At 47.1% G+C, this 13,698-nt stretch carries 10 protein-coding genes and 3 tRNA genes; 8 read left to right on the forward strand and 5 right to left on the reverse strand.

Translation table 11 applies throughout. The features are described 5' to 3' along the window. Positions 1–67: 67 nt before the first annotated feature. The 3 genes from KVT36_RS26255 to KVT36_RS26265 all read left to right on the forward strand — a co-directional run bounded on the left by KVT36_RS26255 (position 68) and on the right by KVT36_RS26265 (position 416). Positions 68–153 (forward strand) — tRNA-Tyr (locus tag KVT36_RS26255). Between the two features lie 98 nt (positions 154–251). Further along, a tRNA-Cys gene (locus KVT36_RS26260) sits at positions 252–327 on the forward strand. A 4-nt stretch (positions 328–331) separates the two neighbouring features. Then, a tRNA-Ser gene (locus KVT36_RS26265) sits at positions 332–416 on the forward strand. Between the two features lie 24 nt (positions 417–440). On the opposite strand, the gene KVT36_RS26270 is transcribed toward KVT36_RS26265, so the two are convergent. Further along, a complete protein-coding gene (locus KVT36_RS26270; RefSeq protein ID WP_217606421.1) occupies positions 441–866 on the reverse strand; it encodes an SRPBCC domain-containing protein in 426 nt (141 codons plus the stop codon). Positions 867–889: 23 nt separating this feature from the next. Then, the gene (locus KVT36_RS26275; RefSeq protein WP_217606422.1) at positions 890–2,074 is read right to left on the reverse strand and encodes an MFS transporter; all 1,185 of its coding nucleotides are present in this window, start codon (positions 2,072–2,074) and stop codon (positions 890–892) included. Positions 2,075–2,204: 130 nt separating this feature from the next. Between KVT36_RS26275 and KVT36_RS26280 the strand changes: the two genes are divergently transcribed. Beyond that, a complete protein-coding gene (locus KVT36_RS26280; RefSeq protein ID WP_217606423.1) occupies positions 2,205–3,194 on the forward strand; it encodes a GlxA family transcriptional regulator in 990 nt (329 codons plus the stop codon). A gap of 116 nt (positions 3,195–3,310) precedes the next feature. Next, the gene (locus tag KVT36_RS26285; RefSeq protein ID WP_217606424.1) at positions 3,311–5,731 is read left to right on the forward strand and encodes an FtsX-like permease family protein; all 2,421 of its coding nucleotides are present in this window, start codon (positions 3,311–3,313) and stop codon (positions 5,729–5,731) included. A gap of 7 nt (positions 5,732–5,738) precedes the next feature. Here the strand turns inward: KVT36_RS26285 and KVT36_RS26290 are convergent, their stop codons facing one another. Together KVT36_RS26290 and KVT36_RS26295 are read right to left on the reverse strand one after the other, a co-directional pair. Beyond that, positions 5,739–6,038 (reverse strand): hypothetical protein, encoded by a 300-nt coding sequence (locus tag KVT36_RS26290; protein WP_217606425.1) that lies wholly within the window; start codon positions 6,036–6,038, stop codon positions 5,739–5,741. A 113-nt stretch (positions 6,039–6,151) separates the two neighbouring features. Then, entirely contained in the window at positions 6,152–6,742 is a 591-nt protein-coding gene (locus KVT36_RS26295) for a Crp/Fnr family transcriptional regulator (RefSeq protein ID WP_217606426.1), read from the reverse strand. Positions 6,743–6,832: 90 nt separating this feature from the next. On the opposite strand from KVT36_RS26295, the gene KVT36_RS26300 reads away from it, so the two are divergent. Next, positions 6,833–8,419 (forward strand): tetratricopeptide repeat protein, encoded by a 1,587-nt coding sequence (locus tag KVT36_RS26300; protein WP_217606427.1) that lies wholly within the window; start codon positions 6,833–6,835, stop codon positions 8,417–8,419. Positions 8,420–8,471: 52 nt separating this feature from the next. On the opposite strand, the gene KVT36_RS26305 is transcribed toward KVT36_RS26300, so the two are convergent. Next, positions 8,472–9,215: an isocitrate lyase/phosphoenolpyruvate mutase family protein gene (locus KVT36_RS26305; RefSeq protein ID WP_217606428.1), complete on the reverse strand. Its 744-nt coding sequence runs from the start codon at positions 9,213–9,215 to the stop codon at positions 8,472–8,474. Positions 9,216–9,566: 351 nt separating this feature from the next. Here KVT36_RS26305 and KVT36_RS26310 point away from each other — a divergent pair, with 351 nt between their 5' ends. Together KVT36_RS26310 and KVT36_RS26315 are read left to right on the forward strand one after the other, a co-directional pair. Further along, the gene (locus tag KVT36_RS26310; RefSeq protein WP_217606429.1) at positions 9,567–12,320 is read left to right on the forward strand and encodes a TonB-dependent receptor; all 2,754 of its coding nucleotides are present in this window, start codon (positions 9,567–9,569) and stop codon (positions 12,318–12,320) included. A gap of 68 nt (positions 12,321–12,388) precedes the next feature. After that, positions 12,389–13,672 carry a hypothetical protein gene (locus KVT36_RS26315; protein WP_217606430.1) on the forward strand — a complete coding sequence of 428 codons (1,284 nt, stop codon included), beginning with the start codon at positions 12,389–12,391 and terminating at the stop codon, positions 13,670–13,672. The last annotated feature ends 26 nt before the right edge of the window (positions 13,673–13,698 follow it).

The following is a 13,698-nucleotide window of genomic DNA, read 5'->3' on the forward strand; positions in this document are numbered from 1 at the left end:
ACGTACGGTGGTGTGAGAGGTCAGATAGTCGGCCAAGCCGACTATCTTCCTACTCGATTTATATATCGGGAGATCGGCTACGATGGCGGCGTAGCGCCGGACTGTAAATCCGGTACATCAGAAACACAATAGGTTCGAATCCTATATCTCCCACTACCTGGAGGGTAGGCAAATAATGGTTTGTTGCGGCATCCTGCTAAGTTGTTCCGTGTAACAGCGGTGATGGTTCAATTCCATTGCCCTCCGCTAATGAGCATGTACCTAATGTTGGTAAAGGGGATACACTGCAAATGTATTTTAACAACGGTTCGATTCCGTTCGTGCTCTCTATGGAAGGTTGCCAGAGATGGTAATGGCGCAGTCCCGAAAACTGACGGCGGGTAACACCGGCACAGGTTCGATCCCTGTACCTTCCTCGATTCATATAATGCATTGCATCATCACCCCTGATCCGGATACGGAACACCCTTACCCGTTTCACACAACAATCGCAGGCTTCTTAGAAACAGCGCCCAGTCATAGCTACAGCCGGCAAACTCCGGCGTATATTCTTTCCAGCCATCATGATGCAGGAACAATACAGTGCCTCTTTCAACCGGCTGTAATTCAAATGTAAGCGTTGTGCCGATCCATTCCTCATAACCTTTAACGCAAAGCCATTCTACTTTACTGAGTGGTTCAAGATTAGTGATCTTCATTTCCTTGAAGTAATCCGGGCCAAAGGCAAAGCGCGCAATACTGCCGGTTACTGGCTGCGCTTTTGTTTCAGGTGTCCACCATGCGGAGAGGCCTTTTTCCAGGGTTAATGCATTATAAACGGTTTCAGCTGAGGCTTTAATCAAAAGCCTGTGACAAATACTTTTCATAACAAAATGTTTTGTTGAATTAATTATGCTGCTATAGCAGTTCTTTTTTCTTTCGTAAATGTTGCTGTTCCGGCAGCACGTTTCTTTATAAATACAAAACTAAATGCCAGGGCTGCCAGCAGGCACAGGATGCTCATCCAAACAACATTTTGTATTCCAAAACGTGTTATGACCATACCACCCAGGAAAGAGCCCAGGGCAAAACCTGCATTCCCGAAAGACACCATCAGGCTGGTGGCCAGCTCGGGCGCTTCCGGCGCTTCGGCTGAAATACGCGTCTGGCATATCAGGAAACCACCGGTATGTATAAGTCCCCAGAGTGTAACAATAGCGGTAACCGGAACAAACATGCCGCCGAAAAAATAAGCCAGCATATGCACACCAATAAGAGCCACTATAAACAGGCGTGTGGTAAGCATTATATTTTTACTCAGTAAAATGCCTGTCAGCCAGTTCCCTGCAACGCTGGCGCCTCCGAATAAAAGCAGCATGAGGCTGATCTCTTTGCCATTCATCAATGAAACTTTCGACAGGAATGCTGCCAGGTAGCCATAGGTAGAGAACATACCGGCAATCATGATAATGGTGGCTAAAAGGTTTACCCATAACTGCGGGTTAGCCAATGACCTGACCTGGCTGCGCTGCGTATTCTTTTCTGTTACAGGCATGGATGGTATATATGTTACCAGCATGGCAAGCGCCACCAGGTTAATGATGCCTGCTGTAATAAAAGCAGCCTGCCAGTTTACCAGGTCGGCAATATAGGTAGTAAGCGGTACACCTAATACCGTACCTACACTAATGGCGCCCATTACCACTGCTACTGCTTTAGGCACATCCTTTGGCGCCACCTGCCGTGAAGCTGTTGCAATGGCAACTGACCAGAACACAGGATGCAGTAAGGCCGGTACAATACGCGCAATCATCAGCACTGTAAAATTGGGTGAGAGGGCTGAAACAATATTAGAGAGCACAAAAACAGATAGCGCGCCTGTCATCAGCCATTTGCGGTTTATCCTGGATGTAAGCAGCACTGTAAAAGGGCCTGTGACCGCAATCGTAAGTGCAAACCCGCTCAGCAGCCAGCCTGCGGTATCTATGGAAATTTGAAATGCTTTTGCCAGTACAGGTAAAATGCCAATTACGCTGAACTCTGTGGTAATGATCCCAAAACCACCCAGTGCTAAAATCAAAATTGACCTTTTCATAAAATGTGTTTTACCGGTTGAAGAATGTAATACAAAGCTAATTTCCATAAGTCACTTTCAGGGGTAGGCGATTGGACATTATGATGGGTTGATCAGGACAGCACAATTGGGTACCTTTAAAATAAAAACGATGAAACATCTTACAATAATAGTCCCCGACGGCCAGTGCACTTTAAGCAGTGTGGCCTGTATAGTGGGTGCATATGAAATGTTTGCATCTGCCAACGAATACTGGAAAGAAAATAGTAAAGACGATCTGTTTAAGATAGAGCTGGCAGGGGTTTCAGAACAGGGTGAATTTCACGATGGCATGTTGTCGGTAAATTATGTGTCGCCTGTTTCAACGATCCTGAATACCGATCTTATCCTGGTACCCTCACTGGTGCACGACTTCCAAAAAGCTTCAAAGGGAAACCAATTACTGGCGGACTGGGTGGCAAAGCAATACAAGAACGGGGCAGAGATAGCCAGCATGTGTACCGGCGCTTATATGCTGGCATCAGCTGGTTTGCTGGATGGGAAAACATGCTCCACGCATTGGCGCACGGCAAATAATTTCAGGGCCTTATTTCCCAATGTGATCTTAAAGGAAGAGCACCTGATCACAGATGAAAATGGCATTTACACCAATGGCGGCGGCTATTCTTTCCTGAACCTGGCCATTTACCTGGTAGAAAAATATTACGACCGGCAAACAGCCATTTACTGCTCTAAAATAATGCAGGTTGAAATAGACCGGCAAAGCCAATCGGCATTCATCATATTTACAGGACAGAAACTGCATGGCGATGAAATAGTGAAACAGGCACAGTCCTATATTGAAAGCAACCTGGATGAAAAGATCTCAATTGAAGAGCTGTCGTCCAGGTTAGCGGTAGGCCGGCGGAACTTTGACCGCAGGTTTGTTAAAGCTACCGGCAATACGCCTATTGAATATGCCCAGCGGGTAAAAATTGAATGGGCAAAAAAAGCATTTGAAAATACCCGTAAAACAATCAATGAAGTGATGTATGAAGTGGGTTATTCTGACCTGAAAGCATTCCGTGAAGTTTTCCGCAAAATTACGGGTATGTCGCCTTTGGGATACAAGAACAAATATAATAAGGAGGCGGTGGTTTAACTGTTCACTTCCGGACAGCCATGTTCAGATCCGGACAGGCGTAAAACGTCAAAGCCCGCTACCAGCGCATGTTAAGGATGGCAATATTCTTGTATTGGAGAGGAAAACCACAAAGCATGCTAAGGAGCTACTTCAAAATTGCCTGGAGGAATCTATCCAAACAAAGAATGTATTCTTCCATTAAAATAGGCGGATTTGCTTTGGGGATTGCCGCCTGTTTGCTGATAGCTTTGTATATCAGGCATGAGCTTAGCTATGACCTTCAATATCCCCTGGCAGATCGTATTTACCGGGCTGTGGTGGACTGGCATATGCCTAACAGCAAGAATTCCTATTTACCCGCTCCGCTTGCAGGCGCTTTAAAAAGAGACTATCCCGAAGTAGAAAAGACAGGCCGCTTTTTAGATGGCGAGCTTTTTGGCGCCGGCAGCACCCAGGTGAGGCGTTCGGACAAAGTTGAGAATAATTTTGAAGAAGGCGTGCTTTTTGCCGACCAGGAGCTGTTGGATATACTACAGATCCACTTTATTTATGGCGATGCTGCACATGCGCTTGACAAGCCCAATACCATTGTAATAACAAAACGTAAAGCAGATAAATACTTCCCTGATGAGAACCCTGTTGGTAGATCGCTTATATTAAATGATAATAACGGAAAGCCCTATGAAATAGGCGGGGTGATAGCTGATTTTCCGTCAAATTCCCACCTGCAGTGCGATTTCATGCTTACGCTGAAGGGAGTGGAGCTTTGGGCGGGCGAGCAAACACACTGGCTGGCCAACAACTATCAAACATATATCCTGCTACGTCCCGGAGCGGATGCTACAAAATTTCAGGCAAAGCTTTCAGATATAAAAAACAAATACCTAATGGCAAATGCCCGGGCAACGGGTAATGCGCCGCTGGCTGAAATATTTGAGAAAGTAACGTTTTCGATCCAGCCATTGAAAGATATTCATCTGAGATCTGAAGGCATCAATGATGGCCTGCGCCACGGCGATATACGCCTGGTGTGGCTGTTTGGCGCTGTTGCGTGCTTTATCCTTATTATAGCCTGCATCAACTTTATTAATCTTTCCACTGCCAGGTCGGCCGGCAGAGCTAAGGAAGTGGGGCTCAGGAAAACCATCGGCTCCAGCCGTGCCGGTTTGATCCGGCAATTTCTCAGTGAATCTACTTTATTCAGCTTTCTTTCATTTGCCCTGGGCATTGGCCTTGCCTGGCTGCTCTTACCTTATTTTAATACGCTTTCGGGACAGTCGTTACAATTCCCCTGGACTGCCTGGTGGCTGGCGCCGCTGCTGATTGTTTCAGCCCTGGTTGTGGGCTTACTGGCCGGCCTGTATCCCTCTTTGCATCTTTCATCCTTTCAGCCCATTCATGCGCTTAAAGGTAATATTGGCCGTACCAGCCGGCGTTCCAATATGCGCAGCGTGCTGGTTGTTTTCCAGTTTACCGTATCCATCGCTCTCATTGTAGGCACCTTTGTAATTTACCGTCAGGTGAGATATATTCTTGATAAGAAAGTAGGTTTTGATAAGGAACAGGTGATGCTGTTACAGGGAGCCAACGCGGTGGGGAGCAGAACAGCTGCGTTTAAAAAAGCGCTTTTACAATTGCCGGGCGTAAAAAATGCTACTGTCAGCGAATACCTGCCTGTTTCGGGCACTAAAAGAAATGATAACCTGTTTATAGAAGAAGAGAAACGACAGGAGAATGTACCTGTCTCCGGCCAGCTATGGGTAGCAGACCATGATTATGTGAAAACCATGAGCATGCATATATTAGCGGGGAGAGACTTTTCCGTTAGCATGCCTACGGATTCACAGGCTGTGATCATTAATCAAACCATGGCAAAGCAGCTGGGCCTGAAAGATCCCATTGGCAAGCGTATTACCAATACCGACAGAACCTGGACAGTTATTGGCCTGGTAGAAGATTTTCATTTTGAATCGCTCCGGGAAAATATCAGGCCGCTTTGCCTGGTCATAGGCAACAGCCCTTCCATTATTTCCGTTAAAGTGCATACCGCTGATATGCGCCGCTTTATTTCATCGGTAACATCGGTATGGGATGCGTTTGCACCCCATCAGCCCATCCGGTATTCGTTCCTGGATCAGCGCTTTACCCGCATGTATACGGATGTAGAGCGTACCGGCCGGATCTTCAGCAGCTTTGCCGTGCTGGCCATTATTGTGGCTTGTTTGGGCCTGTTTGGACTGTCTGCTTTTATGGCGGAACAGCGTACAAAGGAAATAGGCGTCAGAAAAGTGCTGGGCGCCAGTGTGGGTAATGTAATAGTGCTGCTTTCAAAAGAATTTATCCGCTTAGCGCTGATCGCTATTGTTATAGCTTCGCCGCTGGCCTGGTACGTGATGCAGCGCTGGCTGAATAATTTTGCTTACCATATTAATGTGGAATGGTGGGTGTTTATACTGGCTGGTTTGATCGTGACGGTTATTACGCTTTTAACAGTGTCGTTCCAGTCTGTGAAAGCAGCGCTTATGAACCCGGTGCAATCATTGAGATCGGAATGATGCTTAGTTATTCCGCATTGGGTACATCTTCTATGCGGTAATAAATTTTCAAGCCTCTTTCTTTGGCAATCCTTACATCTTCATCTGCGCCTTTAGAAGCGCCGGTTATACGAAGAACAGCATCACATTTTTCAAGGATCCGGTGTGCAACAGGATATTGCACCTCTTCCCAGGCTGCATCTCCCGGTTTGGCAGAACCTGCAAGATGGATTAACGGCAGTGCAATCCATTCTCCAATAATGGGAACATGGCCTTTCCTGAAAAGTGGTAAGGCTACCGCTTCCAGGTTGTTTAGATTTTGTTGCATTGCTTGTGGGTCGTCATTTGTTCCGCTCCTGTAAGGGCCTGCAATAAGTATCAGCATATTTTTATTGTTTTTACAAAGCAACTACACCTGCAGCAGAAAAAAAATAAAGTAGTTTAAGAAATAGTTTTCCCCGTTTTATTGGCTCTTATCATACTTAAAAACTCCGGCGTAATGCCTAAATACGAAGCAATTTGTTTTTGTGTAACCAGTTTTGCTACCTGTGGATATTTGTCCAGGAAAATACGATACCGCTCTTCGGCTGACAGGGAGAGGGTTTGAATAACTCTAAGCTGCTCTCTTATATATGCATTTTGCATGATTATTCTAAAGAACCGTTCAAACTTTGGAACCTTTATATACAATTGGTCCAGGTCTTCTTTTTGTAATTGAAGCAGCATGCTGTCTTCCAGCGCTTCAATATTTAACATGGCTGGTTGCTGGTTTATAAAACAAAACATATCAGTAACCCACCAGTCAGGAATAGCAAACATAATGGTGGATTGCCGGCCCGTTTTATCCAGGTAAAAAGCCCTTAAAGCACCTGATACAACAAAACTGATCTCTTTACAGAGCTGTTCTTCTCTCAGGATCATACCTTTCCTGGGAACCTTCTTTTCTTTTAAGAGTGAAATGAAATACGCAGCCTCCTGTTTATCCAGCGAAATGTGTTTGCTGATGTTCCTCAAAATTATGTCATATTCCATATGCTAATTTTGAATGAAGTTAGAACCTATAATTGGGAAATCAGCCCATCCCTTAACAATAAGATAATATTCAAACCTTTCCTTTGCACTATGGATCGTGCGCTCATCATTATATTACTTTTATCCCTGACCATCTCCGCCACTGCCCAGGAGCTTACATTGAAACTCCGCCGTTTTGAGCAAACCGACGATTACCAGCAGCCGCCCCAGGACTCTGCCTTCCTGGCGCTGCAAGCTGCCTGCAATAAAGCCATTGAGAAAAAAGACGCATCTGCTGCTGCCGGTTACCTGCAGCAAATGGGCCGCGCCTGTTTTCACCTGGGGCATTACCCCCAGGCGCTGGACTATCACCTGCAAGCCGGGGAAATATTCAGAAGCGAAGGTAAACAGGAGCAGCTGGCCAATAACCTGAACGACCTGGGGATCCTTTATTACTACAACCGCCAGCGGGGCCTTGCACATCAGCAATACCAGGAGGCCTTATCCATCTACAGCCATTTACATAACCCAGCCGGCATGGCCGTGACCCTGGGGAAAATAGGCCACCTGTACGAAAAACAGCAGCGGTACGACAGTGCCTTTTACTTCCAGCGGCAAGCCTTAGCCCAATACCGGCAGCTGGATGATAAGCAGGGCATTGCCAAAATTTATGAGAATATTGGCAGCATTTATGAAGACCTGGCCCGCTATGATTCCGCCCATTACTACTTTCAGCAGGCGCTCACATTAGATGAGCAAACCGCCGACGATATTGCCCGCATAGAAGTGCTCAATAACCTGGGCGATGTGCTGCGCAAAACCGGCCGTTACCGCGAGGGGCTGCAGCTTACCCGACAGGCATTGGCCTTAGCCCTGCAAACCAATGAGCAATACCAGCTAAGCGGGGCGTATAAAGACCTTGGCAAATCCTACAACCTGCTGGGCATGAACGATAGCGCCTATTATTACCTGGAGCTGAGCCGCCAGCATTTACTGGATATCTATTCCCGCGAAAGCAGCAAACAGGTAGCCCTGCTGCAAACCATGTATGGCATGGAAAAAAAGAACCGGGAAATAGAACGCCTGCAGCTGGCCCGTAAAATGAACGGCATTATTGTGATAGCGGTAGTAGTGGTAATTATACTGCTGGTAGTGTTAGGTACGGTTATCATCAGCCGCCAGCGCCTGCGGATAAAACATGCGGAGATACTGGCCCAGCAGGAACGCCAGCAGTACGAGGTGTCCCAGGGCCGCATGCAGGCAGAGCTGGAGAACCGCAAAATGGAGCTTACCACCCATACCCTTCACATTATTCAAAAGAACCAGCTGCTGGAAGAGCTGCGCAACCGCCTGGATGAATTAGTGAAGGACGACCGCCGCGATCAGAAGAAACAATTAAAACAGATGCACCAGCAGATCAACCATAGCTTTCAGCACGACCGCTACTGGGATGAGTTCCGCAGCATGTTTGAGCAGGTACACCAGGCTTTCTTTAACAACCTCAAAAACTATTGCGACAGCCTTACCCCCAACGATCTTCGCCTGGTAGCCCTCCTGAAAATGAACCTGCCTTCCGGCGATATTGCCACCCTGCTCTCTGTTTCACAGGACAGCCTTCGCGTAATGCGCTACCGCCTCCGCAAAAAGCTGAACATGGAACAGGGAGAGAGTTTGACGGCATTTATACAGTCGCTCTGAAAGAATTAATAATGAAGAATGAATAATTAATAATGTTGAATGTAGCGGACTTTTAATGTAGTGGCGCAAACGAATGGGTTGCTACAATGTTCTTAACAATACTTTCTAATTGATTATAAGTGGCCCGGTATAGAAAACCTGCCATGCTTATTCTCTTAATACCGCATTCAGCCAGTGTTTGGATAGATGACAGCTTAGGCGTACCCACCACATTTACCGGAAGGGTTGTAGCGGCAGTAATTTCCTTAATAATATCAGTATCCTGTACACCGGTAACAAACAAGCCATCGGCGCCTGCCTCCTGGTATAACTTTGCCCTTCTTAAAGTGGTTTCAAGCGGCGAAGGAAGCTTTAATAAAAAAACATCGGTTCTTGCATTTATAAAAAGCTGCTGGTTGGTTCTTGCCAGGTAGTTTTTAATGCTGCTTAACTTTTTCAAATAAACGTCCTCACCCTGCGGGTCTTCCAGGTTTATTCCTGCAACGCCAATGTTAATCAGTTTTTGAATATTAGCGTTTAAATCGTTTAAATTCTCGGCGTAACCTCTCTCCAGGTCAACCGACAATGGGATGCTGGTGCAGGATCTTATGCGTTCCAGCATATATAATAATTCAGAGAACGGTATCTTTTCACCATCCGCATACCCTAATGAATCTGCAATGGCGCCGCTGGATGTAGCAATGGCATCAAACCCATTTTTTTCTATTAACTGAGCGCTTTTAACATTCCAGGCATTTGCAATAACCAGTGGTTTTACCTGGTGGTGTAAATCCAAAAACTTTTCATAATCACTCATAACAACCTATTTTATTTTACAAATGTATTGTCCGGATGGCACTCTTTTGGGGGGCAACAGAGACAATATTGGGGTCATTTGGGTCAGGAGGATTAGTTGCTTTCCGCTGTTTTGTTTTGTGGCCGGCAACCAGGCGGTAAGGGCTTAACATTCCGGTAATATTGCGGTAACATTAAGTTAATTGGCTATTCTGTTACGCTTGTGACTATTGAGGATCAAATAATTATCACTGGTTTGTTCACGTTGTTGCCCCCTTGTTCACGCCTCTTGTAACGGTGTTTCCTTTTTGTTAACCCCCAAAACTTGGCAAGGTTAAGCGGCCTTTGCACATTTGCCCCGTCAAATAAATATATGCTGCGCAAAATTTACTTCCTCTTTTGTTTTATAGTGTGCACGCTGCCGGTACTGGCAGGTAACATCAAAGGCCGGGTAACGGATCCTACCACCCGGGAGCCGCTTATTGGCGCTACCGTGATGCTGGAAGAAAAAGGCCTGTATGATATTACCGGCCTGGATGGCTCCTTTAATATAAAGAACATACCACCCGGCACTTACCACCTGAGTATAAGCCTGGCTGGTTATAAAACCCGTGTGCAGGAGATTACGGTAACTGAAACAGGAATGCCTGTAACAGATATTACCCTGGAACCCGGTAATAAAAAGAACCTGCAGGAAGTGGTGGTAGCCGGCAAAACCAATAAAGCGGCAGAAGGCACTGCCCGTTTAATTGAGCGTGATGCCGGCCAGGTAATGAACGTGGTTTCCGGGCAGGCCATTAAGCTGTCGCCGGATCTTACGGTGGCAAATGTTATACAGCGTGTGTCCGGCATTTCCGTGGAGCGTAACAGCAATGGCGATGGGCAGTACGCCATTATGCGCGGCATGAATAAACGTTACAATTACACGCTGGTGAATGGCGTAAAAATTCCCAGCCCCGATGATAAATACCGTTATGTGCCGCTGGATATTTTCCCCGCGGAGCTGCTGGACCGCCTGGAAGTATACAAAGCCCTTACGCCTTCTATGGAAGGGGATGCTGTGGGCGGCGCAGTGAACATGGTAATGAAAGATGCGCCGGATCACCTGGCCGTAGATGCCAACCTGGCTACCGGTTATAACCAATTATTCTTTAACCGCGATTTCATGAGCTTTAATAAAGGCGGGGTAAATGCAAAATCGCCGTATGAGATAAACGGTAATCAGTATAATGCTACTGCGGCTGATTTTCCCAACGCTACCTCCGGCTATAAACAGCAACGGCCCATGCCTAACCTGGTAGGCGGCCTTTCTGTAGGTAACCGCTACCTCCATAACCGCCTGGGCATAATACTGGCCGGCAGCCTGCAGCACACGTACCGTGGCAGCAACAGCTTGTTCTTTAATACAGAAAAGGTAGATACGTTCAGCGGGGTTACCATTACCAGCATGAATAAACGCCAGTATTCAGAAGAACAGCTGCGCTATGGGCTGCACGGAAAGGCGGATTTCCGGTTTAACAGCCGCCACCATCTTGAATGGTACAATGCCTTTATGCACCTGGCCAACACACAGGTGCGCGATGCCGTGGGTACACAGCTTACTATTGGCGGTTATGATCCGGAGAATGGTAATGCCACCCTGAGCTTTAATACCCGCTCCCGCATTACCCGCCAGCAGATCTATAACAGTACCCTGCAGGGTAATCACCAGCTGCTGGACAAGCTGCAGCTGCAATGGGCCGCAGTATATTCCAAAGCCAGCAACCGCCAGCCGGATAATACCACCATTCCGCTTAGCGGTATAGAACAACACTTTGAGCAAACCCGTACCACGGTAGGCAATGCCTCCCGTAGCTGGGAATATAATACAGACCGCGACCTGGCCGGGTACCTGCACCTTGTATATAACCAACCCGTAGCCGGTGTACCGGTAGAGTGGAGGCTGGGAGGCCTGTACCGCGATAAGCAGCGTACCAACTTCTATAACAACTACCAGTTCCACCCCGCCAATTTGCAGGCAGAATATGATAAAGACTTTAACGACTATACGGAAATTCAATGGGTGATAGATAACCCGCGTGGCAGCGTAGGCTCTGCGCTTAATTACTCTGCCACGGAAAAGATCAAGGCCGGTTACCTGCAGTTTAAAATAGCAGCGCCCCGCCTGGAAGTAACCGGCGGCGCCCGTGTGGAGGCTACTGACCAGGGTTATGAAATGAAGGTGCCTATTGGTGAGGACCGCCCCAGCGCCAATCAAACCTATACCGATGTATTGCCCAGCTTACACTTCCGGTACATGGCCAATGATAAGACCAATATCCGCGCGTCTTACTTCCGCTCCGTGAACCGCCCGGGTTTTGCAGAGCTGGTGCCCGCGCCTATTGTACGAGAAGAGTATTCTGAAAAAGGTAACCCGGATCTTAAACATGCCATTGCAGATAATATTGATCTGCGTTATGAGCTGTTCCCGCATGCCACAGAGCAGCTGATGGCCGGCGTATTCTTCAAACACATCAAAGACCCTATAGAGTTCACGCTGCAGCGCGATCCACGCCGTCCGCAGGATAGCTATTATATGCCGGGCAACTTTGGCAATGCTACCAACTACGGCCTGGAGCTGGATTTCATTAAATACGTAAAACAGTTTGGCATCAAGGCGAATTATACCTATACCCATTCCAGCATTACTACTACCAAAGCACAACGCGTACGGGATGCCAATGGCGATTTTGCCATTGTTACGCCGGAGCAAACCAGGCCGCTGTACGGGCAATCTGCACACATCGGCAACCTTACTTTGTTATACAGGAATGCCCGTTATGGCTGGGATGCCCAGCTGGCAGGCACTTACACAGGCGATCGTATTGTAACGGTTGCAGAGTTTATAGATGATGACCAGTGGCAGAAAGGTTTTATACAAATGGACTTCTCCATGGAAAAAACCTTTGGGCACTTCAGCGTTTTTGCCAAAGCAAACAACCTGCTGAATACGCCCATGGAGGTATACATCCGCAAACCGCGCAATAATACAGATGCCATTTCCTACCAGACAGAGAACGGCAAAGTACTGGTGCGCCGCGATTATTACCAGCGCACTTATCTGTTAGGAGCGAGGTATAACTTTTAGGAGCAGAAAGCAGAAACCAACATTAGCACATCAGCATATTAGCACATTAAAATAAACATCTTCAAGAAATGAAAAAGCTTATTCTTAATCCGGTTATGGCCTTGCTGGTAACAGCAGCGGTATTCACAAGTTGCAGCAAAGACAGTAACAATAATCCTGATCCTAATCCCGGTAAAGTTGATACCACTGCGCTTTCCGGCGATGTATCCGGTACCTGGACCAAAGGCAATGTATACAAGATAACAGGCTCCGTGCAGATCGCAGAGGGTAAATCCCTCACTATTGAGGAAGGGGTAACCATATTATTCAGCGATACTATTGTAAAGCCTGAGTTCATTGTAAAAGGTAACCTGTACAGCAACGGTACTGCACAAAACCCGGTAAAGTTCACCGTGCCTGATAACCTGAAAACCAGCGCCAACCAGTTCGGTGGTTTCTGGGGTGGTATTATTGCCGGCCCTACCAGTGCAGAACTGGTTTTGAACTACACCATCCTGGAATATGGCGGCGCCGTAACCACAGAAGAATCAGCGTCTGTAAAAGCAGGCCTGTATAAAGCCGCCGCAGGCGAGCGTGTGCCCGCCCTGTATTACAGCAATGTGAATGGCAAGCTGGTTGTAATGAACAGCACTATCCGTAATTTTTATGAAGATGGTATGTACCTGGAAGGCGGCAAGCTGCTGATAGCTAAGAATACCGTGCACACCACCGGTATTGCTAATGGCGATGCTATTAACATAAAATCCGGCTGCGTGGCAGATGTGGCTTTTAACCTGGTGTACAGCCCTAATACCAATGGCATGAAGTTATCCAACAGTGGCGACCGTACCCCCCAGGCTTTTGTGACCGGTTATAACAATACAATTGTAAATGCAGGCTGGAGAAGGCCTACCACCAAAGGCGGCTCCATTTGGGTAGAGAAAGGTGTACGCGTAAACCTGTACAATAACCTGCTGGCTAATGACCGTTATGGCATTAAACGCGATAAAGGCGCGCCGGAAGACAGCGCCAACGGCCGCTCTGTAATAGCCAATACTTTCTATTACGGTTATACGCAAACCACTGTGGACCAGTTCCAGCCTTCTAACGAGATCATTGCAGGCGCTAACGATATTATTGCTGCTACTGCAGGCGCTAATGATCCTAAGTTTGTAAGCTACCCTTTAAATACAGATCTGAATAACGCCACTTTTGATGCTACCTGGGATTTTCACCTGCAGGCAGGCTCACCTGCTTTAACCAAAGGCAAAACCGGCATTACACGTAACTACTCCGCCGGCCTTACTGTAAATGGCGTAACCTATACATCTCCCGAAGCGGCTGATTATATAGGAGCGTTTGGTGTTAAATAGCATAAAGCGCAAAGCAGAAAGCAGAA

The sequence above is a fragment of the Chitinophaga sp. GbtcB8 genome, from assembly GCF_019091455.1.
Taxonomy (GTDB): Bacteria; Bacteroidota; Bacteroidia; order Chitinophagales; family Chitinophagaceae; genus Chitinophaga.